The sequence below is a fragment of the Deinococcus marmoris DSM 12784 genome, assembly GCF_000701405.1.
In the GTDB taxonomy this organism is placed as follows: domain Bacteria; phylum Deinococcota; class Deinococci; order Deinococcales; family Deinococcaceae; genus Deinococcus; species Deinococcus marmoris.
This window is the reverse complement of sequence record NZ_JNIV01000037.1, coordinates 1-21,229: the sequence shown is the minus strand read 5'-3', so window position 1 is coordinate 21,229 and position 21,229 is coordinate 1. Positions and strand designations below refer to the sequence as shown.

Genomic DNA, 21,229 nt, shown 5'->3' with positions numbered 1-21,229 from the left:
GCGCTTTCAAGGAGCATTCATGCACAAACCCTCCCGGCACAACCTCAACTGCACCCTCGGAGTGGTGGCCCTCACCGCCCTCCTGGCTGCCTGCGGACAGCAGACCCCTGGAACCACCTCGGTGGCGGCCACGCCCAGGAACGATCTCAGCGAACACGCCACAGTGGCCCAGAGCGGCAAGCTCAAGTATGTCCAGAACGAGCTGATGGTGGGCTACACCGACGACGCCAGCCTGAGCCGAGCCGTGTCCACTCTGAAAGCGACTGTGGTGGCAACCATCCCCGAGATCCGGGTGGCGCTGCTGCGCGTGCAGGGCGACAGTATGAAGGTCAGCTCACAGGCCTTCCGCCTGCCGGGGCTGCGTTACGCCCAGCCCAACCAGATCGTCAGGGGTGAAGAGCCGTCCGCGCCGCAGGGTCAGGGGAATCTGAATGCCCAGGCCGCGTCCGACGACCAGAAGTTCGACGAGCTGCCGCAGTACGCCCTGGACCCACGCCACCTGAACGCCAAGGCCGCCTGGGACGCTGGCCTGGACGGGACCGGCGTGGTGGTGGCCGTGCTGGACGATCCCGGCGACGTGTCACACCCCGATCTGGCTGCCAACTGGGCGGGCAAGGCGTACAACCCCTTCCTGAACAAGGTGTACACGAACGCCGCCGAGTGGGTCAAGGACTCCACCAGCAAATTCGCCTCGCACGGCACCTTCGTGGCGTCCAGCATCGTGGCTGCCGACGACGGCAAGGGCATCGTCGGCGTCGCGCCGGGGGCCAAATTCATTCCGGTGGTCATCAACCCGGCATTCAACCAGACCAACGAGTTCTATTCCTCGTTCTATATCGCGCTTGGGGCCGTGTGGGCCAGCAATAACGGCGCGCGGGTTCTGAACAACTCCTGGGGCGGCGGCATCAGCTTCGGGGCGGTCAAGGACGCCTTCGACTACGCCATGAGCAACGGCACAGCCGTGGTGGCCTCGATGGGCAACAGCTACTACGACGAGTTCCAGTACCCCGCCGCCCTGCCCGGCGTGATGGCTTCGGGCGCGCTGGACGGCAGCAACCGCAGGGTGACCTTCTCGACCATGGGCCGTCATATCTCGTCCTCGGCCCCCGGTCAGGACACCATGCTGGCCAACCCCACCTGGCTAGGCGGCGGCCACGCGCTGATCTCCGGCACCTCGTTCTCCAGCCCCTACACCGCCGGTGTCGCCGCGCTGGTGTACCAGAAGTGCCCGGCAGCCACCCCCTTCCAGGTGCGCCGCGTGCTGGAAACCACGGCCAACAACACCATCGGCTCCAACCCCACCGGCTTTGACCGCGACACCGGCTGGGGCGCACTGAATGCTGGAAACATCGCCAAGACCCTGACCTCCTGCGACAAGCTGCCCGCCAAGGGAGCCAATGTCAGAATCAACGTGGCCTACGTCGACAGCAGCGGCAAGAAGCCCGGCGTGCTGGGCGACGTGATCCTGCGCGGCAAGGGCATGCGCGCCGGGGCCACCGACGACCCCACGCCGCTGTACCTGTCCACCACCGACGCCCAGGGGAACGCCAACTTCGCCGAGATCGCGCCGGGTGAATACGACCTGTACGTGGCCGGGGCCGACCTGAACATTACCGGCGGCCTGCTGGAAGACCGTGGCACTTTTATCGGGAGCCTGACCGCAACTTCGGGGTCCACGCGGGTCAATCCAGATATGAAGGACGTGACCCTGACGGCAGCTTCGCCGAACTTCAATCCGGTGGACCCCTACGAGCCTAACGACTCGCTGGCCACTGCCAAGGCCATCGCCTACGGTCAGACCACACTGACTGCTTACATCTACGGCACGCCCAACGACTTTGACGTCTTCAAGTTCACCGCTGCCGCTGGCGACAAGATCCAGGCCGATGTGCTGGCCGCCGGACGCATAGGTGGATCGCTCGATTCCTACCTCTTCCTGCTTGGCCCGGACGGCAAGACGCTGGCCGACAACGATGACCGGGGTGACCCCCGCATCGACTCTGATTCCGAATTTGCCTTCACGATTCCGGCGGCAGGCACCTACTACCTGGCCGTGACCAGTTACAACATCGCCGCCGATACGGGCGACGATGGCGGCCCCTTCAACAAGTACCAGTTGAAACTCGCCAAAACCAACTAAGCTATCTCCCGTAGGAGCGCACCCCAACCTGCAACGGTTCGGGTGCGCTCTTTTTGCAGTTCACTGCCCTGATCGGCAGCCGCCCTCACATGCTGCCCCTACAATCGGGAGCGTGCCCACCCAGCCTCTGTCCTCCCTGCTATTACTGGCCCTGAGTGGCGTGCTGGCCGCCTGCACCGATGCCCCGCCGCCCCCCACCCTGGGCAGCGAAACCGAGCCGAACGACAGCGCCGACAGCGCCAACGCCCTGAGCATCGGCACGCCGCTCAGTGGCAAGATTGCCGGACAGCCGCGTGACACGGACTTTTACAAGTTCAGCGCAGAGGCGGGTGAGAGGTTGAAACTGACGGTCAGGAGCCTGAGCGTGGACCCGCAAAGCACCCTGGACCCCTACGTGCAGGTGCGGCTGCCCGACGGCTTCACGGTGCTGGAAAAGGATGACGACGGCGGTGCGGGCCTGGAATCCGAACTGCGTTTCAACGTGACGCAGCCGGGCACCTATGTGGTGACCGTGACCAGTTTCAGGATTCACGACGACGAGCGGGCGGGCGATGACCGGGCCACCAACACCTATCAACTTGCCCTGGTCCGCCGATGAAGGGGTCATCTGGTCTCTCACTGCTGGGGCTGACTGTTCTGCTGGTGGCCTGCGGCCCTGGTAGAGCCCCGCCCCCCGCCGCAACCGGGGCAGGTCTCAAACTCCCCTCTGCGGCGGCCCCTGCCAGCACAGGATGGTTTATAGAACTGGCGGGCGATCCCACGGGCCTGAACGCCCAGAGCCTGGGCGCGCAGCAGGCCAGTTTCCGCGCGCAGGCCAGCGCCAGCGGGGTCCAGTACCGGGAAACGGCCAGCTACCGCACGCTGTTCAACGGCTTTGCGGTGCAGGCCAGTCCGGCGGAACTGGGCCGCCTGTCGCGCCTGCCAGGGGTGACCGGCGTGTACCCGGTGCAGCAGATCAGGCCGCACAGAATCTCGAATCCAGGGCTGAATGCCCAGGCGCTCAGCCCGGACGTGCAGAGCGCGCTGGCAATGACGGGTACAGACCTCGCCCAGTCGCAACTGGGTCTGAGCGGCAGGGGCGTGCGGGTGGGCATCATCGACACCGGGCTGGACCTGGGCCACCCGGCGTTTCGGGGGCGTGTGATCACCGGATACGACTTCGTGGGCGACAGCTACGACGCCTCCAGAGCGGGTTCAGTTCCCATGCCAGACCCCAGCCCCGACGACTGCCAGGGCAACGGAACCAACGTGGCAGGCATTCTGGGGGGCGACGACCCGGCAGGCGGTTTCGTGGGCGTGGCCCCCGGCGTCAGCCTCGGCATCTACAAGGTCTTCGGGTGCCAGGGAACCACCGACAGCGCCACCCTGCTTTCGGCGATGGAACGCGCCCAGGCCGACGGAATGCAGGTGCTGAACATCAGCCTGGGCGTGCCTTTCCAGTGGCCGCAGTACCCCACCGCGCGGGCCGCCAGTCGGCTGGTCAAGGCAGGGGTGGTGGTCAGCGCCGCCGCCGGGGACAGCGGGCAGGATGGACCGTACAGCGTGGGCGCACCGGCCCTGGGCGAGAACGTGCTGGCGGTGGCGTCGGTGGAAAATACACGGGTGCAACTGGGCAACGTCACCCTGAGTTCTGAAACGCCGGGTGACGGGGACGGGGCCACCACCATCGGCTTCCGCGCGGTCAGCGGCTCGCCCAGTGCGCCCATCGGCCTGAATCTACCCGTGGGCAAGCTGCCTTCCAGTACACCCGGCACAGACAATGACGGCTGCTCCATCGACGGCCTGAATCCCTACGCGGCAGGCAGCCTGAGCGGACAGGCCGCGCTGATCCGGCTGGGCAACTGCACGGCCCGCGAGAAGGTCATCAACGCCCAGAACGCCGGGGCACGGGCCGTGGTCCTGTACAACAACCAGTCCGCCTTTGCCTCCGTGACCGCCGCCCCTGCCAGCCCCGGCGACAGCAGACCTATTAACATTCCCGTCGTCTCGGTGCTGGCCGCCGACGGCATCAGGACCGACGCCCGGATCGCGGGGGGCGTGCGGCTGACCTTCAACGCGGAAGCCCGGACCTTCGACAATCCGGGCGGCAATAGCCTCAGCACCTTCTCGGCTTTCGGCGCGTCCCCCGATCTGGAACCCAAGCCCGATCTGGCCGCGCCGGGGGGCTGGGTCCGCACCACCACGCCGCTGAAGACGGGTTCCGGCGGGTACGCGGTTCTCAGCGGCAGCGGGCTGGCCGCGCCGCAGGTGGCCGGGATCGCCGCGCTGCTGCTTCAGGGACGGCCCAATCTTCAGGCCAGAGAGATGGCGGCGCTGCTGATGAACAACTCCGCCCTTCGCCCTGGCCCGGACGGAAGCGGGCCTGCCCCGGTGCAGCAGCAGGGCGCGGGACTGGTGAACGTGCTGACGGCTTACGGCAACCCGGTCACCGCCACCCCCGCCAAACTGAGTCTGGGGGCCAGCCAGACCTTTGGCTCCCGTAGCAAGGTCATCGTGCTGAGGAACAGCGGCGCGCAGGCAGAGACCTTCACGGCAACCCACGTTCTGGCCCAATCGCTGGACACCCTGGGCAACGTCGTCCCACCTGGGCCTATCAGCATGACCATCAACGGCCAGAACGTGGACGGCGGTGCGGTCAGCGTGACCGTCCCAGCCGGGGGCGAGGCCGAATTGAATGTGCTGATCACCCCTCCTGCCCGCCCCAGCCAGGGGCAGTACGGCGGCGCTGTCGTCCTGAGCAGCGCCAGTGGACGCCGCATGACCATTCCCTACAGCGGGTTCGTGGGCAACTACCAGGCCCTGACCGTGCTGGGCGACGTGAGCTTCGACGGGGGCCGGACCTTCAGGAATTTCCCGGCGCTGTACGATCCCAAAACCTTCGAGTTCTACCCGGAAGGACTGAACATCGCCGCGCCGCCCGCCTACACCCTCAAAGACGTGCAGGTCTTCGACGACAACGGCCAGAAAATTACGGTGCTGGACGCGCCACAACTGCTGATCCATTTCGGTCATCAGGCCCGCCGCCTGACGCTGGAGGTGCTGGACGGGGGCGGCACAAGCCTGGGCACCGTATTTACCCAGGAATATCTCGGGCGCAGCGCCACCAACGTTTATACGGACCCGAACAGCGACGCCTTCAGTTTCGTGGGCTGGGACGGCACGCTGGCAGGCGGGCAACCCGCCCCCGCCGGGACGTATCAACTGCGCCTGAAGGTGCTGAAGGCGCTGGGCAACCCTGACGTCGCTGCCGACACCGAGACGTATCTGAGTCAGAAATTCACGGTGGTGCGCTGATAGGAGACGGGGCCAGGATTACGCCCCGCTGCTATTCCAGGGTGCCTACAGCACGCCCACCGTGTTTTTCCAGCGCTGGGTCAGGCCGCGCGGTAGGTTTTCCAGATCGCCGCCACCGTAAACCACGACGCATCTCGCGCACCCTTGAATCACTGAAGACAGCCGGGGATGAGGGCATGGATCAGGCGGAGGTCACTTGCTCTGGCAACTGAGCCAGAATGGTCTGGATCACGCCGTCCAGCGTCAGCGGGCCGGTGTCGATGACCACGGCGTCGGGGGCGGGCGCACTCTGCACGCGGTCCAGCTCATCGCGGCGGATCAGAGCGGCCTCAATGGCAGGAACGTCTTCCGCGCGTTCCTGGGCACGGCGCACGGCGCGGATGTGGGGACTGGCCGTCAGGTAGAACTTGGCCCCGGCTTGAGGGAAAACGTTGGTCCCCATGTCGCGCCCCTCGGCCACGAAGGGAGAGGGCAGCACGCGGAGCTGGGCGTCCACCCAGGCCCGCACCTCGGGGAGCGCGGCCACCACGCTCACCCCCCGGTCCACGCGGGTGGAATGCAGTTCGCCCGTCAGCTCGCGCCCGCCCTGCCACACGCGGTTGCCCTCGGCCAGCGGTTCCAGACGCAGGGGACGGGTCTGCAAGTGGGCCAGCAGAGCGCGGGGGTCATGCAGGTCCAGCCCAGCCTCCAAGCCCAGCAATGTCGCGGCGCGGTACAGCAGGCCGCTGCTGACATATGGCACGCCCAGCGCCCGCGCCACGCCCCCCGACACGCTGGATTTGCCGCTGGCCGCCACGCCGTCAATGGTCACGATCATCAACTGGGCAGTGTACAGGAGGCGGGCTGACGCTGGAGGCAGGACTTCAGGACAACTGGCCGCAAAAAGGTCTTTCAGAGCGGGACAGCGGCACCTCAGACGGCACACTCCACGCGTCCACCACACCGCTGCCCACCAGCCGATGCCCTAGAATCAAAACAAACGCCCGTTAGGAGGCCCGTATGGACCGCAACAATGAAGAAATGTCAGACCGCCGGATACGGGTGCTGATCGCCAAGCCGGGCATGGACGGCCATGACCGGGGCGCGAAAGTGGTGGCCCGCGCCCTGCGCGACGCCGGGATGGAAGTGATCTACACCGGGCTGCGCCAGACCGCCGAGATGATCGTGAACGCCGCCGTACAGGAGGACGTGGACGCCATCGGCCTCAGCGTGCTTTCGGGGGCGCACATGCACTATTTCCGCGACGTGATGGCGCTGCTCAAGGAGAAGGACGCCACCGACATCATTGTGTTCGGCGGCGGCATCATCCCCGATCAGGATCTGCCCAAGCTCAAGGAATTAGGTGTGGGCAAGGTCTTCACGCCCGGCGCGAACACCGGGGACGCCGCCAGCTACCTTCAGGAAGCGGTCACCGAGCGCTGGCGGGCGCAGGGGGAGGGGTGAGCATGGCTCTTTCCTCCCTGTGTCGTCCTGGCCATGAGTAAAGCTGCCCCCGCCCCCCAGTCCATGTCCCGCATCCAGCTTGGCCGTCTGGTGCCGCTGTACGCCGCGCAGGCCCTGGCGACAGGGGCCACGACGGTCAGCACCATCCTTGCGAGCATCATCATGGGCACGCTGGGCCTGGGCACGCTCTCAGGCCTGCCCAGCACGCTGATCAGCGTGTCGGCGGCGTTGTCGGCCGGCTTTTTTGGTGCGCTGATGCTGCGCTCCGGGCGCAGGCTGGGGCTGGGGCTGGCCTTCGCGCTGGGCACGCTGGGAGCAGTGCTGGGGTTTTTTGGTGGCAAGCTGGGCCTCACGCCGCTGTTTCTGGTGGGGGCGTCCATGATGGGCGCGGCGCAGGGCGGCTACCAGCAGGCCCGCTACGCCGCCGCCGAGAGCGTGCCCGACAACCGGCGTGGCACGGCGCTGGGCGCACTGATGCTGATGAGCGTACTGGGATCATTCCTGATGACCGGTTTCTCGCGTCCCATTGAACGGCTGGCCGTTACCTTTGGAACCACCCCGGAGATCGTCGGCTGGCTGGTGGGCGGCAGCCTGCTGGGCGTGGCCGCGCTGCTGATGCTGTTCTGGACACCAGTGCGCGAGCCAGTCGCGGCGACAGTCGCCGGAGCGACGCGCAAGACCCCTTCTTTTTCGGAGGCGTTCCGCGTTCCCGGCGTTCGCAGCACCGCGCTGGCGCTGGCCACCGCACAGGGCCTGATGGTCACGCTGATGAGCCTCACGCCGCTGCGGGCGCACAACATGGGCATGGACCACACCAGTATTGCCGCGCTGATCAGCGGGCATATTCTGGGCATGTTCGGCTTCGGCTGGCTGACCGGGCCGCTGATTGACCGCCTGGGCGTGCGCGTGGGCTATGTGGGCGGCGCGGCGCTGCTGTGTGCGGCGGCCCTGACCGCTGCCCAGCCGGGAACGGGGGCGCTGGGCCTGAGCATGTTCCTGCTGGGGCTGGGCTGGAACCTGGCTTTCGTGTCGGGCAGCAAGGCGCTGACCCACTTTCCCGCCGTGCAGGGCGTCACCGATGGCCTGGGTTACATCACGGCGGGCGCGGGCACGCTGCTGGGCGGTTTCCTGATCGCCCGCGCGGGCTTCCCGGCACTGGCCTACACCTGCGCCGCGCTGGCCGTGCTGCCTCTGTTCAGCGCGTGGCGGGCCGGAAAATCGGCTGCGCCCGCAGGCAAGGCCGCATGAACGCCGCCGAGACCCGCGCCCTGCTGGACGCCCTGAACGCCGCCACGGCGCGGGGTCAGCGGGCCGCCATCGCCACCGTCGTGGGCGTACAGGGCAGCGCCTACCGCCGCGAGGGCACGCGCATGCTGGTGCTGGACGACGGCGCGCAGGTCTGCATGCTCTCCGGCGGCTGCCTGGAAGCGGAGGTGGTGGAGGTGGCGCTGGAAGCGATCCGCAGCGGTACGCCTGCCATCACCCATTACGATCTGTCGGAGGACGCCACCTGGGGCCTGGGCATCGGCTGCGGCGGCAGCGTGGACGTGCGCGTGGAGCGGGTGGATGGGGATGACCCCGTGATGGGCGCGTGGCTTGCGGCGCTGGAAAAGGGGGAACTGGCGGCGCTGGCTGTGCCGCTGAAGGGCGAGGGCCGCCTCCTGATCACGGCGGACGGGGAAACCCAGGGTCACCTCTCCCCCGCCCCGCTGCGGGATTTTGCCGTTCAGGCCGCGCGGGAACGTCTGAACCAGTTGGAACCGCGCGCCGTCACGCTGGCCGCACCGGACGGCACGCCCCTCTTCATTGACATCAGCACGCCGCCGCCGGTGCTGGTGCTGTACGGCGCGGGCCACGACGCCATGCCGCTGGCGCGTGGGGCGCACGATCTGGGCTACGAGGTCCATGTGATCGACCCGCGCGGCGCGTACCTGACGCCTGGGCGTTTTCCGGGGGCCATCCTGCATGACCTCGCACCGGAGGAACTGGAGCAGTTCACGCCGCCCGCCCGCGCCAGCCTGCTGATCATGAACCACCATCTGGACCGGGACCGCATCTGCTTGCAGCACGCGCTGAATTCTGGCGCACCCTACGTGGGCGTGCTGGGGCCGCTGAGCCGCGCCCAGGGTCTGCTGGACGAGCTGGAGGCCGAAGGCGTGACCTTCAGTGACGCGGAGCTGGCCCGCCTGCGTGCCCCTGTGGGCCTGCGCCTGGGTGCGGAGGCCCCAGAGGAAGTGGCTCTGAGCATCTTGGCCGAGCTGATGGCGTGGCGCCGCGGCTACGACGGCGGCTTCCTGAGCGGCCATGCCGGGCGCATCCACGACGCCCACACGCACGCGGCCAGCCCGGCGCTGGGGGCGTCCCCGGAGCAGTAACCGCCTTCTGGTCCTCTCAACGGGTTCAATACAGCATGACCCCCTTCACCCCCACCTCTGACCTGTGCGACGCCCACCCGGAAGCTCAGGTCTTCGCGCCGCTTTTTCGGGATTTCGGAGGGCAGGCGCGGTTCAGCGGCCCCGCCCTGACCCTGCGTGTCTATGAGAACAACACGCTGGTGCGCGCCACGCTGGAAACGCCGGGCGAGGGCCGCGTGCTGGTGGTAGACGGCGGCGGCAACCTGAACTGCGCTTTGGTGGGCGATCAACTGGCCGGGCTGGGCGTGGAGAACGGCTGGGCAGGCATCATCGTTCACGGCTGCGTGCGCGACACGGCGCAGCTTCGCACCATGCCCATCGGCATCCGGGCACTGGCCGCCCATCCCCGTCGCAGCGGCAAGGCGAACGTGGGAGAGCGGGATATAGTGCTGACCTTCGCAGGCGTCACAGTGCAGCCCGGCGACATGATTCATGCGGACGAGGACGGCATCTGCGTGCTGGCTCCAGGATTAAACCTGTAATCACCGCTAAACTGGCCCCATGAGCGAGCCTGCGTACCAGCACATGACCGAGGAAGACTATCTGGCGAGCGAGGAACTCAGCCCGGTCAAGCGGGAGTATGTCGGCGGTTACGTGTACGCGCTACACGGCGACACGCTGGCACAGGCGGGGGCCAGCAGTCGGCACGGTGAGATCACTTTGAATATCGCAGGCAACTTGCAGCCCCTGGCCCGCAAAAAACACTGCAAAGTTTACGCTTCAGATATGCGCGTGAACTGCACCACGCCCGTGGGGAAACGGGTCTATTACTACCCGGATGTTGTCGCCACCTGCGAACGGGTAGACGGCAAGGCGGCCAGCATCAGCGCCCCCAGTCTGATCGTGGAAGTCCTAAGCCCGCGCACCCGCCACACGGACCTGACCGACAAAATCTGGGCCTACACCAGTTTGGCAAGCTTGCAGACTTACCTGATCGTGGAAGCTGATACCCGCCTTGTCCGGGCCATTGAACGTCAGCCAGACGACAGTTGGAGCGAACGCGAATTAAGCGACACGGGCGAGATTGAATTGCCCTATCTGGGCGCAATGCTAACGCTAGATGACGTATACGACGGAGTTTTCTAAAGTAGAGAATTAAAAACCCACTCGCCCAACTCTCTAAATCACCAGAGGAGAGGACGAGTAGGCTGTTGACAGTCGCTTAGCTCAGGCCCCGCAACGCTTCCCGCATAATTTCCAGTCCGGTCTCCGCGTCCTCGCGGGTCAGGATCAGCGGAGGGCTGACGCGGATCACGGCCTCGCCGCAGTCCAGATTCAGCAGGCCGCGCTCGAAGATGGCGGTGCTGGCGCGGTCCCGCAACTTGCCGTCGGGGCTGCCGTCAGGCTTGACAAATTCCAGGCCAATGAACAGACCCTCGCCGCGCACGTCGCCCAGGAAAGGGAAATCGGACTGCATGGCCTTCAGTTCGGACAGCAGGTATGCGCCCACATCGGCGGCATTCTTCATCAGGCTCTCGCCGCAGCCGGGGTGCTTGACCACACCTTCAATCAGGTCCAGGGTAGCGTGAGCTGCCGCCGCCGCCACCGGGTTGCCGCCGTAGGTGCTGCCGTGCGAGCCGACGGGCCAGGTCATCACCGATTCCTTCGCCATCAGCGCGGAAATGGGCATCCCCGAAGCGATCCCCTTTGCCACCGTGATCATGTCGGGCTGCACCTCGCCGTAAATGCCAAAGTGCTGGTACGAGAACATCTTCCCGGTGCGGCCCATTCCGGCCTGAACCTCGTCGTAGATGAGCATGATGCCGTGTTCGTCGCACAGCGCCCGCAGTCCTGGCAGGAAATCGGCGGGCGGCACGATGTACCCGCCCTCGCCCTGCATGGGTTCCACGATGATCGCGGCGACTTCATCGGCGGGAATGACGCCCACGAACAGCTCGCGGATGTGGTTCAGCACGGCCTGACCGCAGGCTTCGGGGGTGGACCCCAGCGGCGGGCGGAAGGGGTTGGGGTACGGCACATGCGACACGGCGGGCAGCAAAGGGCCGAAGCCACGCTTGTACTTGGTCTTGCTACCCGTCAGCGTGATCGCGCCGTAGGTGCGCCCATGAAAGCTGCCCATCGTGGAGATGATGTGCGCCCGCCCGGTGTGGTTGCGCGCCAGCTTGACGGCGGCCTCCACCGCCTCCGCGCCGGAGTTGCCGAAGAAGACGCGCCATTTTTCTGTACTTCCATCGGGCAGGGGCCGCTCCACATGCTTGACCAGCCGCTCGGCCAGACTGGTGGTGATTTCCTGCGGGTAGTCGCTCAGGCAGACGTGCGTGAACTTGGTGACCTGCTCCTGCACGGCCTTCACGACATGCGGGTGGGCGTGGCCGGTGGTGGACACGGCGATGCCCGCGAAGAAATCCAGCATGGTGTTGCCGTCCGGGTCACTAAGCCACACGCCCTCGCCGTGGTCCGGCACGAAGGCGTAAGGGCGCACGTAAGACGTGGACAGGTGCTGGGCGTCGCGCTCCATGATGGCCTTTGTTTTGGGGCCGGGGAGGGCGGTTTTAAGGATGGGTTGGCGGGGTTTGGTGGCGGTGGTCATAAATCCTCCGGGGTGCATTCAGATTTCTTCTTCTTCCGTGTATTCCTGTTCAAGAACAGCGTCAATCTCTGGAGGCATTCCTTCAACCCAGCCTTCAGGCATGTTCATCGCACCGAAGTTGGTCCCCGGCACAGCGTCCCTGACGCCAGAGGGCAGTGACTGAGATGCGGGTTTGGCGGCCACCCAGTCATAGCCGGGACCAATCAGGCTCCCAATTGGCGTGGGGTCATTGCTGGGGTCAAACCCCACGGCAGTCTTGCGGTAGAATCCTCCGAGCAACCTCTGCTGAAGGGTTTGGAGAACATCGAAGGTGACCTGACCGAATTTCGGCACCTGCTCCCGCGTCTGATACTGGGCGTAATACCCGGCCCCCGAATACCAGTAGATCGCCAGAGCAGCGGCTTCCGGGCAGCTTGGCTGCTCAATCATCCAACTGATCAATTCGCCATTGCCGTCATAGTTGGAATCACAGGCAAACCACAGCCAGGCGTCATCTGGGGCGGTGGGCAGAAAATCAATCATTAGCTTGGCATAGGTTTCCATCTCTTCCATTCTCGCCCTCAGTCGCCGCCATGCACCGGAATTGGCACATTCACTTTGCCGTCCGGCGAGGTGTCGCTGACACTGGCCGGGTTCGGTGCGCCCACGCCATACGCCGCCCACTTGTCCTCCCGGCTGTTCAGGCGGTGGCTGACCCCGCCGGGGCGGTGGTGCGTGTCGCTGAATCCGGCAGGTTCAATGGAGATGCGCTCCCCTTGCATCAGGCCGTAGATGCCGCTCTGGCCGGGTTCCTTGCGCTCCCAGTCATCAGGAACCATCATGTCCGGCCCCACATAATCGGTGGGTTCGGTGTACGCGGCAATATAGCCCTCAAAGTTCCGCAGAATCAGCTTGTCGGGGCTGTGCGAGAGGACGTAATTGGGCGCAACCGGAATCTTGCCGCCGCCGCCGGGCGCGTCCACCACGTAGGTGGGAATGCTGTAGCCGGAGGTATGCCCGCGCAGGCTTTCCATGATCTCCAGCCCCTTGCTGACGGTGGTCCGCAGATGGCCCGCGCCGTGAACGAGGTCGCACTGGTAGATGTAGTACGGGCGCACGCGAATCTTGACCAGCTCGCGCAGCAGCTTTTGCATGATGACCGGGTGATCGTTGATGCCGCGCAGCAGCACGCTCTGGTTGCCCAGCGGGATGCCCGCGCGGGTCAGGCGATCACAAGCGTCGGCCACTTCGGGGGTGATTTCCTTGGGGTGGTTGACGTGAATGTTCATCCACAGCGGGTGATTTTCCGCCAGCACGTCGCACAGTTCCTCGGTCACGCGCATGGGCATGAACACCGGGACGCGCGTGCCGATGCGGATGATTTCAATATGCTCAATCTTGCGGAGTTCGGCCAGCAGCCGGCCCAGCACCTTGGGCGCGAGGGTCAGCGGATCGCCGCCGGACAGCAGCACGTCGCGCACCTGGGGCGTGTTCCGCAGGTAGTTCAGTTGCGCCTCGTACTCGGCGGGATTGAACGTTTCGGTGGGATCGCCCACGATACGGCTGCGGGTGCAGTAGCGGCAATAGCTGGCGCACTGCGTCGTCACCAGCATCAGCACGCGGTCCGGGTAGCGGTGGACGAGGCCAGGGACGGGGCTGTGCTTGTCCTCGGCTAGAGAGTCTTCCATCATGGACATGAACGGCTCTAACTCGTGATGCGTGGGAATGACCTGACGGCGCACCGGGCAGGTGGGATCGTCGGCGTCCATGAGGGAGGCGAAATACGGCGTGATGTCCAGCCGGAAGATACCCTCGGCACTGGCCCCGGCGTGTTCGCTCTCGGTCAGGCGAATGACCTCTTCCAGTTCGGAAACGGAGTTGATGCGGTTCTTGAGCTGCCATTTCCAGTCAAACCACTTTTCGTCGGGAACATCGGCCCATTTGGGGGCGCGGTGACCACGGGGCAGCATCTGCTGGCTGCGGACCGTGGCCTGCGGGTGTAGGGGGGCGTGGGACATTGAAGCCTCCTGGGAGAGAGAAACGTGAATTGCTTGACCTTTATTCTTCACGTTTTGCCCCCACCATTGGAAGGCGCGCAGGCCAGCAGATTGGTGGGGTCAGGTGGCCGTTTCTCTGGCAAATGCCACGCCTGACCTTGCATATGCCAACTGCGGTGCTAAACTCTGGTTATGCGACAGATGGGCGGCTCTCTCGATTCGCTGGATCACCGGATCTTACAAGAACTCCAGACCGATTCGCGGCTCTCGATGCGCGAACTTGGCCGCCGCGTGGGACTCTCGGCCCCCGCCGTGACCGAGCGCGTGCGGCGGCTGGAGGACGCGGGCGTGATCCTGGGCTACGGCGTGCGCGTTGCCAGCAAACCGCTGGGGCGCACCATTACCGCGTTTATCGGCGTGCAGGACAGCGGGCGCAACGATCCCACCCTGGTGCGCTGGGCCACGGCGCACGATGGCGTGCTGGAATGCCACAGCGTCACCGGGGACAACTCCTGCATCCTGAAGGTGGCCGTGCCGGACGTCGGGGCGCTGGAAACCATGCTGGGTGACCTGATCGGGATGGGCTTTACCTGCGACACCAGCATCGTGCTGAGTACGCCGCTGGAGGGGAAATTGCTGCTGCCGCCGAAGGAACGGGCGATGGGCCGGGTTGAATCATGACCGCCCGCCCCGCTTACCTCGTAGTTCATAAACTGGCGCAGTTCACCGACGAGTGGTATCACGACTACACGGTCACGCTGGAAGGCGTCAATCCCGCCGGACTGTATGCCACGCGGGAGGGGGCTGAATTTGCCATCCGCGCCCTGACCCGCCGGGCCATGCGCGGCGCGACGTTTGACGATTTGCAACTGGATGAGGAAACCGACTACAGGCTGGCCGAGTTGCTGAAACAGTCTGACAAACTGAGTCCCATACTGCGGTCCAGCCTGCCCGGATTCGTGAGCCGCGCAAAACCGCTGCCCGCCAATCTGAGCGACGTGCAACTGGACACGCTGATCGAGCAGGCCGGAATCTGCCTGTACCACATTCTGGAAACAGAGATGGACGACGGGAAGCGGCAGGTGGCCCAGGCCGCGCTGATTCTGACCCCACAACGGCCCTTTATTGGCCTGGAATTGTGTTACGAAGAGGAGGATGAGGACGGCGAGCATCCCCAGCAGACCATTCAGGAAAGTGACGATCCGGTGGTGGCACGGCTCAACCGGGTGACGCAATTATTCGGGCGGCGCTACGCCAATGGCCTGCCCCTCTAGGCGCTGATTTTATGGCCCACGCCTGGCACCACGCTCGCAGCAGCGCCCGACGATTTGGCGGCGTGCCAGACGATTATCTGGCCGTCCACGGCTGGTTTGACCAGACCAAAAGTCACTGGGCCGACGCCCGCCACCGCGCCGTGCTGCACAGCAGTTTCGGCATCTTCCTGTGCGAGCAGTTCTTCGGCCCCACCTTCAAACGCGCCAGCGACGGCCAGCATGTTCCCACCCGACTGGTGGGCGAACAACATGTGCTGGAAGACCTGGGCCGCATTCCCAGCGTGCAGGACTGGCTGGGCGATTTGCCCCTTCAGGGCTGGATGCTCCAGAACGCCGCACCGCTGAGCCGCCTGAATATGGACACTGCCGGGCCACTGGAAGACGAGTTGCCGGGAAACGGGGAGCGGCCCGACTAACCCTCCGAATCCTGTCTGCCCGCCAGCAGCAGCTCCAGCAATTCGTTGACATTGCGGTGCGCGTCCAGTGGATGCCGCAACGGACGGTTGGCCTCGACCTGGTAGGTGTTGCGGCGGCCCACGCGCTGGCGGATCAGGATTCCGGCGTCCTCCAGATCACGGACGATGCGCTGCACGGCGCGTTCGGTGATGCCCACGTCGGCGGCCACCTGACGCAACGTGGCGTCCGGCTGGCGCTTCAGGCACAGCAGCACGCGGCTGTGGTTGGACAGAAACGTCCACGAGGGTGCATGTGGGGGCTGGGTCATGGCGGGTTGAGCCGAGTGTAGCCGAGACCGCGGGGCAAACATGGCTAGACCTCCAGATGGTGAGAGCGGCGGGGTGCTTGCATTCCCGATATACGAACCCTAATATGCGAAACATAGTTCGTATGTTAACCCCTCAATCCCAGGAGACCGCCATGACTGCCCTCAAAGAGCCTGCCCAGACTGCCGACGCCCAGACCGCCCTCGTTCCCGTTTCTGTCGTGTACGGCGACGGCATCGGCCCGGAGATCATGGACGCCACCCTGCGGATTCTGGCGGCGGCGGGCGCGCGAATCGCCCCGCAGGAAGTCGGCATGGGCGAGGCGCTGTACAAGGCAGGTCACACCTCCGGCTTCGCGCCCGACGCCTGGGACAGCCTGCGGCAGACCGGAATCATGCTCAAGGCCCCGATCACCACGCCGCAGGGCGGGGGGTACAAGAGCCTGAACGTGACCCTGCGCAAGACGCTGGGGCTGTACGCCAACGTGCGCCCCTGCCGCGCCTACGCGCCGTATGTGCCGACGCACCACCCAGAGATGAATCTGGTCATCATCCGCGAGAACGAGGAAGACCTGTACGCGGGCATCGAACACCGCCAGACCCGCGAGGTGATGCAGTGCCTGAAACTGATCACCCGCCCAGGCTGCGAGAAAATCGTGCGCTACGCCTTTGAATACGCCCGCGCCAATGGCCGCAAGAAGGTCACGGCGCTGACCAAAGACAACATCATGAAGATGTGCGACGGGCTGTTTCACACGGTTTTCAATGAGATCAGCGCTGAGTACCCGGACATTAAAGCCGAACACCAGATCATCGACATCGGCACGGCGCGGGTGGCGGCGCGGCCCGAGGCATACGACGTGATCGTGACCCTCAATCTGTACGGCGACATCATCTCTGACGTGGCCGCCGAGGTGGCCGGTTCGGTGGGGCTGGCGGGCAGCGCGAATATTGGCGATACGTTTGCCATGTTCGAGGCCATTCACGGCTCGGCCCCCGATCTGGCCGGACAGGACGCGGCCAACCCCGGCGGGCTGATCTCAGCGGCGGCGCTGATGCTGGGGCATCTGGGCCAGCATGAGGTGGCCGCAAAGATTCAGAATGCCCTGCTGTGCGCGCTGGAAGACGGCATGCACACCCAGGACATCGCCGGGCCACACACGAAGGAGGTGCTGGGAACGCAGGCTTTTGCCGACGCCGTGATCGAGCGCCTGGGCAACATGCCGCAGCATCTGCCCGCCGTCACCGCCGATGCACAGGCAAAGGAAATGCCCGTCCGGCAGCCCGTGGAACCCGCTTACATCGACAAACAGCTCGTCGGCACCGATGTGTTCTTCGAGTGGACCGACGCAGGGCGTGACCCCGATGTGCTGGCGGCCATCTTGCAAGAAGCGCAACTCCGCAACATCCCGCTGAAGATGATCACCAACCGGGGCGTCAAGGTCTGGCCCGGCGGCCTACCCGAGACCTTCAAATCCGATCACTGGCGCTGCCGCTTCCAGTCCGACACCCCGGTCAAGCACGGCGATCTGCTGGCCCTACTGATTCGCGTTCACGACAAGGGGCTGGACTTTATTAAAACCGAACACCTCTACACCTTTGACGGCGAGCCAGGGTATTCGCTGGGGCAGGGGCAGTAAGGGACCCCTCTCATACCGAGCTGTACCAGCCACCCCCAAGCTTTCGCAAGGCCCCTCTCCTGCAAGGGTAGAGGGGTTCTTTGGCTACCGCGTCAGCGCCGCGTACTTTTGCAACACGTCCCAGCCCAGGCCCGCATTCATGACCTCGCGGGCCTGGGCCACGCCTTCGCGAATGCTGTCCACGCGGCCCGCCGTCCGCAGTGCCGCCCCAGAGTTGAGGGCCACGATGTCGCGCTGGGCCTCCGTGCCGCCGCCCGTCAGCAGGGCGCGAGTGATCTCAGCGTTGTCGGCAGGCGTGCCCCCCACGAGGGATTCGCGCGGGTGCAGGGCCAGCCCCACCTCCTCCGGGTGGAGGGTGCGGTCAATGATCTCGCCGCCCCGCAGGCCAGACACCGTGTTGACGCCGCAGACGGTGAACTCGTCCAGACCATCGCCATAGACCACGGTGGCTCCCTTGGCACCCAGCAGCCGCAGCACCTCGGCCAGCGTGCGCGTCAGCCCCGGCTTGAACACGCCCACCACCAGATGCGTGGCCCCCGCCGGATTGCTCAATGGCCCCAGGATGTTAAAGACCGTGCGGGCCGCCAGATCGGAGCGGACAGGGGCGGCGTGGCGCAGCGCCGGGTGGTAGTTGCGGGCAAACATAAAGCCCACCCCCAGCGTGTTCACAGCGTTTTCAATCACTTCCGGGGGGGCGTCCAGATTCACTCCCAGCGCTTCCAGCACGTCCGCACTTCCAGCGCGGCTGCTGGCAGCGCGGTTGCCGTGCTTGGCGACAGGCACGCCCGCCCCGGCCACCACAAACGCCGTCGTGGTGCTGATGTTGAAGGTGTGCGCCCCGTCGCCCCCGGTTCCCACCACATCCAGCAGGACCTCGCGTGGGCGGACATTGACGCGCACGGCGTTCTCGCGCATGGCCTGGGCAAATCCGGCAATCTCGTCCGCCGTCTCGCCGCGCACGCGCAATGCAGCCAGCGCCGCCGCCATCCGCACACCGCTCATCTCCCCGGCCATGACCTCGCGCATAAACGCCGCTGCTTCCGACTGGGACAGGATTTCACCGTTCATCAACCGGGCATGAATGGGAGGGGTCACGCGCTCTCCCGCACGGCCTGACCCTCGCGCACCAAGTCCACGAAGTTGCGGATCATCGTTTTGCCGTCCTCGGTGGCGATGCTCTCGGGGTGGAATTGCACGCCAAAGACCGGGTAATCGCGGTGGCGCAGGGCCATCAGGGCGCGGTATTCGCCTGCCGGGGTCTGGTCTGTTGTCCACGCTGTAGCCACGAGTTCAGGCGGCAGGTCCTCCACGATCAGGCTGTGGTAGCGGGTCACACTGGCGTCTCCCACGATTCCGGCGAACAGGTCCTGGCCATCGTGCGCCACCTTGCTCGTCTTGCCATGCACCGGGATCGGCGCACGTTTGACGGTGGCCCCAAATGCCTCCCCGATGCTCTGGTGACCCAGGCAGACGCCCAGCAGCGGGTATCTGGGCGCGAAGGCTTGAATCACTTCTACGCTCATTCCCGCTTCCAGCGGCGTGCAGGGGCCGGGAGAAACGACGATGGCATCGGGATTGAGCTTCTCCACTTCTTCCAAGGTAAAGGCGTCGTTGCGCCACACCGTCAGTTCACAGCCCAGCTCACCGAAGTACTGAACGAGGTTGTAGGTGAAGGAGTCGTAGTTATCGATCAGGAGGATGTGCGTCATTGGTGGTCTCCAGGCAGCGCAGATTGGGAGGCGATTCCGACACTCAGGTGAAGCAGAGGATTTTCAGAGGCAAGCATGGCTTCAATCTGGCTCTTGCGCCCCGTCACAGTCCCGCCGCCGCCTTTTCCGCCGCCCGCATCAATGCCGCCGCCTTATTCCGCGTCTCCTCTTCTTCTGCCACCGGATCAGAGTCGGCCACGATGCCTGCCCCGGCCTGAATGTGCAGTCTGCCGCCCGCGATCACCATTGTCCGCAGGGTCAGGGCCATATCCAAACTGCCATCAAAAGCGATATAGCCAAAGCTGCCGCCATAAGGCCCGCGCCGCACGGGTTCCACCTCGTCAATAATTTCCATCGCGCGGATTTTGGGTGCGCCCGATACAGTTCCCATCGGGAGGGCGCTGGCGAGGGCGTGCAGTGGCGTCTGCCCCCCGCGCAACTTGCCGCGCACGCCGCTGACGATGTGCATGACATGGCTGTAGCGCTCAATGGTGAAGGCGTCCTCCACGGTCACGCTGCCGTACTCGGCCACCCGGCCAATGTCATTGCGGCCCAGGTCCACCAGCATCAGGTGTTCGGCGCGTTCCTTCTCGTCGGCCAGCAGTTCGGCGGCCAGCGCATTGTCCTCGGCGGGGGTCTTGCCGCGCGGACGGGTGCCGGCGATTGGGCGGGTCACGATGCTCACGCCGTCGCTTCGCAGCAGACTCTCTGGGCTGCTGGCCACCAGCGTCACCTCGCCCAGATTCAGGAAACCCAGATACGGACTGGGGTTGATGCCACGCAGCGCCCGGTACAGCGCGAACGGCTCCACGGTCAGGTCTGCCGAGAAGCGCTGGGACGGCACCACCTGAAAGACGTCCCCGGCATGGATGTATTCAATGCAGCGGCTCACGGCAGCCTGATACCCCTGGGGCGTGAAGTTGCTGGAAAAGGTCATCGGCTCGGCCTTCTCGCGCCCCGGTACATCCGGCAACGGGCCGCGCAGATCAGCCTCCAGCGCGGCCACGATGCGCTCGGCCTCCGCCTGCGTTTCAGAGATGGCGACGGCATAGAGCTTGTGCCGCAGATGGTCAAAAATGACGAGGCCTTCGGGGACGATAAACAGGGCGTCAGGGATGTTCAGCTCGTCGGGGTTGTTGTCGGGCAACTTCTCGTACACGCGAATGATGTCGTAAGCCGCGTAACCCACCGCGCCGCCGAAGAAGGGGGGCAGGCCGTTGAATTTCTCGGCGGGCAGCTTCACAGGCCGCAAAACCCGGCTGTAAAGTACGTCCAGCGGATCGTCGGTTTCCAGTATCTCATCGCCCAGCACGCCGCTCAGGGTGGCGGTGCGTCCATGCAGGGTGAATCGTCCCACCTCGCCCACGCCGATGAACGAGTAGCGGGCCTGCCGCTCGCCGCCCTCCACGCTTTCCAGCAGGAAGCTGAGTTTCTTCGCGCCGTCGGTCACTTTCAGGTAGGCGCTGACCGGGGTGTCCAGGTCAGCGTTCAGCTCCTGCACGGCCACGGCGGACATCGGTCTGGGTTGGGCAGTCTGGGTCATTGCACTCCTGCTGGGGAACGGGGCCAAAAAAAGCGCCCGGCGGTCTGGAAACCACCTGGGCGCGTCGGACACGGCAAAAAAAGAATAGCAGCGCGTTAGACCCAGGCGAAACTGGGCCACCACCACGCGCGGGGAACGGTCATGGGCAAAAGCATAGCGCGGGAGGCGGGGGGAAAGTGAGTGGAGAACAGACGTCCTGTTTGATGAACGGCTCCCACGGTTAACCAAGAGTTTCCAGTCCTGTGCCACACTGCGTCTCAAACAGCCTCCAACAGTGGTGAACCAGGAAAAAGTGCGGTCAGGACGAACTTACGGTGTTCTTGGGCCGCCAGATGCTGTGCAGCACGCCATGTGAGTTCGGGATCTCGTTTTCTGACCTCCAGGACGGCATGAAAGGCTTGAACCACCAGAAAGGCCCAGTTTCGGTGTGCCTGGATGTCACGGTAACGGCACTGGCCGAAACTCAAGTTCTGTTTAACAAGGCGGTGAATGACTTCGATCCCCCAGCGGGCTTTCCAAGCCCG

Annotated in this window: 21 protein-coding genes; 12 read left to right on the top strand and 9 right to left on the bottom strand. The window is 65.2% G+C overall.

What is annotated here, in order from left to right; translation table 11 throughout:
• Positions 1 to 19: 19 nt before the first annotated feature.
• The 3 genes from Q319_RS0110710 to Q319_RS0110700 all read left to right on the top strand — a co-directional run bounded on the left by Q319_RS0110710 (position 20) and on the right by Q319_RS0110700 (position 5,434).
• Positions 20 to 2,140: a S8 family serine peptidase gene (locus tag Q319_RS0110710; RefSeq protein WP_029482471.1), complete on the top strand. Its 2,121-nt coding sequence runs from the start codon at positions 20 to 22 to the stop codon at positions 2,138 to 2,140.
• A 112-nt stretch (positions 2,141 to 2,252) separates the two neighbouring features.
• Entirely contained in the window at positions 2,253 to 2,738 is a 486-nt protein-coding gene (locus Q319_RS24445; RefSeq protein WP_029482469.1) for a PPC domain-containing protein, read from the top strand.
• On the top strand, positions 2,735 to 5,434 hold the full coding sequence (locus tag Q319_RS0110700) for a S8 family serine peptidase (protein WP_029482466.1): 2,700 nt from the start codon (positions 2,735 to 2,737) through the stop codon (positions 5,432 to 5,434). The genes Q319_RS24445 and Q319_RS0110700 overlap by 4 nt, the downstream gene beginning before the upstream one ends.
• A gap of 181 nt (positions 5,435 to 5,615) precedes the next feature.
• On the opposite strand, the gene cmk is transcribed toward Q319_RS0110700, so the two are convergent.
• Positions 5,616 to 6,251 carry a (d)CMP kinase gene (cmk, locus tag Q319_RS0110690; RefSeq protein WP_029482464.1) on the bottom strand — a complete coding sequence of 212 codons (636 nt, stop codon included), beginning with the start codon at positions 6,249 to 6,251 and terminating at the stop codon, positions 5,616 to 5,618.
• A 203-nt stretch (positions 6,252 to 6,454) separates the two neighbouring features.
• On the opposite strand from cmk, the gene Q319_RS0110685 reads away from it, so the two are divergent.
• Genes Q319_RS0110685 through Q319_RS0110665 form a run of 5 tightly spaced genes read left to right on the top strand, consistent with a single transcriptional unit; the run spans position 6,455 to position 10,377 of the window.
• Positions 6,455 to 6,877 carry a cobalamin B12-binding domain-containing protein gene (locus Q319_RS0110685; RefSeq protein WP_029482462.1) on the top strand — a complete coding sequence of 141 codons (423 nt, stop codon included), beginning with the start codon at positions 6,455 to 6,457 and terminating at the stop codon, positions 6,875 to 6,877.
• A gap of 33 nt (positions 6,878 to 6,910) precedes the next feature.
• Complete coding sequence (locus Q319_RS0110680; RefSeq protein WP_029482461.1) at positions 6,911 to 8,125, top strand: MFS transporter; 1,215 nt, start codon at positions 6,911 to 6,913, stop codon at positions 8,123 to 8,125.
• Positions 8,122 to 9,252 (top strand): XdhC family protein, encoded by a 1,131-nt coding sequence (locus Q319_RS0110675; protein ID WP_029482460.1) that lies wholly within the window; start codon positions 8,122 to 8,124, stop codon positions 9,250 to 9,252. Before Q319_RS0110680 ends, Q319_RS0110675 begins: the two co-directional genes overlap by 4 nt.
• A 35-nt stretch (positions 9,253 to 9,287) precedes the next feature.
• Positions 9,288 to 9,773: a ribonuclease E activity regulator RraA gene (rraA, locus tag Q319_RS0110670; protein ID WP_029482459.1), complete on the top strand. Its 486-nt coding sequence runs from the start codon at positions 9,288 to 9,290 to the stop codon at positions 9,771 to 9,773.
• A gap of 19 nt (positions 9,774 to 9,792) precedes the next feature.
• Complete coding sequence (locus Q319_RS0110665; protein WP_029482458.1) at positions 9,793 to 10,377, top strand: Uma2 family endonuclease; 585 nt, start codon at positions 9,793 to 9,795, stop codon at positions 10,375 to 10,377.
• A gap of 76 nt (positions 10,378 to 10,453) precedes the next feature.
• Here Q319_RS0110665 and Q319_RS0110660 read toward each other — a convergent pair whose 3' ends face one another.
• Genes Q319_RS0110660 through Q319_RS0110650 form a run of 3 tightly spaced genes read right to left on the bottom strand, consistent with a single transcriptional unit; the run spans position 10,454 to position 13,839 of the window.
• On the bottom strand, positions 10,454 to 11,842 hold the full coding sequence (locus Q319_RS0110660; protein WP_029482457.1) for an acetyl ornithine aminotransferase family protein: 1,389 nt from the start codon (positions 11,840 to 11,842) through the stop codon (positions 10,454 to 10,456).
• Positions 11,843 to 11,860: 18 nt separating this feature from the next.
• Entirely contained in the window at positions 11,861 to 12,394 is a 534-nt protein-coding gene (locus Q319_RS0110655) for a DUF4274 domain-containing protein (RefSeq protein ID WP_029482456.1), read from the bottom strand.
• Between the two features lie 8 nt (positions 12,395 to 12,402).
• Positions 12,403 to 13,839, bottom strand: a complete 1,437-nt coding sequence (locus tag Q319_RS0110650; RefSeq protein ID WP_029482455.1) for a KamA family radical SAM protein — start codon at positions 13,837 to 13,839, stop codon at positions 12,403 to 12,405.
• A 171-nt stretch (positions 13,840 to 14,010) separates the two neighbouring features.
• On the opposite strand from Q319_RS0110650, the gene Q319_RS0110645 reads away from it, so the two are divergent.
• The 3 genes from Q319_RS0110645 to Q319_RS0110635 are packed head-to-tail and all read left to right on the top strand — an operon-like array spanning position 14,011 to position 15,508.
• Positions 14,011 to 14,499: an Lrp/AsnC family transcriptional regulator gene (locus Q319_RS0110645; RefSeq protein WP_029482453.1), complete on the top strand. Its 489-nt coding sequence runs from the start codon at positions 14,011 to 14,013 to the stop codon at positions 14,497 to 14,499.
• Positions 14,496 to 15,092, top strand: a complete 597-nt coding sequence (locus Q319_RS0110640) for a hypothetical protein (protein ID WP_029482451.1) — start codon at positions 14,496 to 14,498, stop codon at positions 15,090 to 15,092. The genes Q319_RS0110645 and Q319_RS0110640 overlap by 4 nt, the downstream gene beginning before the upstream one ends.
• A gap of 11 nt (positions 15,093 to 15,103) precedes the next feature.
• Positions 15,104 to 15,508, top strand: coding sequence for a DUF6915 family protein (locus tag Q319_RS0110635; protein ID WP_029482449.1), 405 nt, complete (start codon positions 15,104 to 15,106; stop codon positions 15,506 to 15,508).
• On the opposite strand, the gene Q319_RS0110630 is transcribed toward Q319_RS0110635, so the two are convergent.
• Positions 15,505 to 15,816: a helix-turn-helix transcriptional regulator gene (locus Q319_RS0110630; RefSeq protein WP_029482448.1), complete on the bottom strand. Its 312-nt coding sequence runs from the start codon at positions 15,814 to 15,816 to the stop codon at positions 15,505 to 15,507. The two genes, Q319_RS0110635 and Q319_RS0110630, sit on opposite strands and share 4 nt — an antisense overlap.
• A gap of 152 nt (positions 15,817 to 15,968) precedes the next feature.
• On the opposite strand from Q319_RS0110630, the gene Q319_RS0110625 reads away from it, so the two are divergent.
• The gene (locus tag Q319_RS0110625) at positions 15,969 to 17,453 is read left to right on the top strand and encodes an NADP-dependent isocitrate dehydrogenase (protein ID WP_051655284.1); all 1,485 of its coding nucleotides are present in this window, start codon (positions 15,969 to 15,971) and stop codon (positions 17,451 to 17,453) included.
• 84 nt (positions 17,454 to 17,537) lie between these two features.
• On the opposite strand, the gene trpD is transcribed toward Q319_RS0110625, so the two are convergent.
• The 4 genes from trpD to Q319_RS27875 all read right to left on the bottom strand — a co-directional run.
• A complete protein-coding gene (trpD, locus tag Q319_RS0110620; RefSeq protein WP_281173835.1) occupies positions 17,538 to 18,548 on the bottom strand; it encodes an anthranilate phosphoribosyltransferase in 1,011 nt (336 codons plus the stop codon).
• Entirely contained in the window at positions 18,545 to 19,162 is a 618-nt protein-coding gene (locus tag Q319_RS0110615) for an anthranilate synthase component II (RefSeq protein WP_029482442.1), read from the bottom strand. Before Q319_RS0110615 ends, trpD begins: the two co-directional genes overlap by 4 nt.
• 103 nt (positions 19,163 to 19,265) lie before the next feature.
• The gene (gene trpE, locus Q319_RS0110610) at positions 19,266 to 20,705 is read right to left on the bottom strand and encodes an anthranilate synthase component I (protein WP_029482440.1); all 1,440 of its coding nucleotides are present in this window, start codon (positions 20,703 to 20,705) and stop codon (positions 19,266 to 19,268) included.
• Positions 20,706 to 20,962: 257 nt separating this feature from the next.
• The coding region (locus tag Q319_RS27875) for a hypothetical protein (protein ID WP_162178643.1) at positions 20,963 to 21,229 on the bottom strand (267 nt) is incomplete at its 5' end.

What these genes read in the sequence shown, in the direction of transcription:
- Q319_RS0110710 (WP_029482471.1), top strand. Translation starts at nt 20, where the DNA reads ATGCACAAACCCTCCCGGCACAACCTCAACTGCACCCTCGGAGTGGTG.
- Q319_RS0110700 (WP_029482466.1), top strand. Translation starts at nt 2,735, where the DNA reads ATGAAGGGGTCATCTGGTCTCTCACTGCTGGGGCTGACTGTTCTGCTG.
- cmk (WP_029482464.1), bottom strand. Translation starts at nt 6,251, where the DNA reads ATGATCGTGACCATTGACGGCGTGGCGGCCAGCGGCAAATCCAGCGTG.
- Q319_RS0110685 (WP_029482462.1), top strand. Translation starts at nt 6,455, where the DNA reads ATGTCAGACCGCCGGATACGGGTGCTGATCGCCAAGCCGGGCATGGAC.
- Q319_RS0110680 (WP_029482461.1), top strand. Translation starts at nt 6,911, where the DNA reads ATGAGTAAAGCTGCCCCCGCCCCCCAGTCCATGTCCCGCATCCAGCTT.
- Q319_RS0110675 (WP_029482460.1), top strand. Translation starts at nt 8,122, where the DNA reads ATGAACGCCGCCGAGACCCGCGCCCTGCTGGACGCCCTGAACGCCGCC.
- rraA (WP_029482459.1), top strand. Translation starts at nt 9,288, where the DNA reads ATGACCCCCTTCACCCCCACCTCTGACCTGTGCGACGCCCACCCGGAA.
- Q319_RS0110665 (WP_029482458.1), top strand. Translation starts at nt 9,793, where the DNA reads ATGAGCGAGCCTGCGTACCAGCACATGACCGAGGAAGACTATCTGGCG.
- Q319_RS0110660 (WP_029482457.1), bottom strand. Translation starts at nt 11,842, where the DNA reads ATGACCACCGCCACCAAACCCCGCCAACCCATCCTTAAAACCGCCCTC.
- Q319_RS0110655 (WP_029482456.1), bottom strand. Translation starts at nt 12,394, where the DNA reads ATGGAAGAGATGGAAACCTATGCCAAGCTAATGATTGATTTTCTGCCC.
- Q319_RS0110650 (WP_029482455.1), bottom strand. Translation starts at nt 13,839, where the DNA reads ATGTCCCACGCCCCCCTACACCCGCAGGCCACGGTCCGCAGCCAGCAG.
- Q319_RS0110645 (WP_029482453.1), top strand. Translation starts at nt 14,011, where the DNA reads ATGCGACAGATGGGCGGCTCTCTCGATTCGCTGGATCACCGGATCTTA.
- Q319_RS0110640 (WP_029482451.1), top strand. Translation starts at nt 14,496, where the DNA reads ATGACCGCCCGCCCCGCTTACCTCGTAGTTCATAAACTGGCGCAGTTC.
- Q319_RS0110635 (WP_029482449.1), top strand. Translation starts at nt 15,104, where the DNA reads ATGGCCCACGCCTGGCACCACGCTCGCAGCAGCGCCCGACGATTTGGC.
- Q319_RS0110630 (WP_029482448.1), bottom strand. Translation starts at nt 15,816, where the DNA reads ATGACCCAGCCCCCACATGCACCCTCGTGGACGTTTCTGTCCAACCAC.
- Q319_RS0110625 (WP_051655284.1), top strand. Translation starts at nt 15,969, where the DNA reads ATGACTGCCCTCAAAGAGCCTGCCCAGACTGCCGACGCCCAGACCGCC.
- Q319_RS0110615 (WP_029482442.1), bottom strand. Translation starts at nt 19,162, where the DNA reads ATGACGCACATCCTCCTGATCGATAACTACGACTCCTTCACCTACAAC.
- trpE (WP_029482440.1), bottom strand. Translation starts at nt 20,705, where the DNA reads ATGACCCAGACTGCCCAACCCAGACCGATGTCCGCCGTGGCCGTGCAG.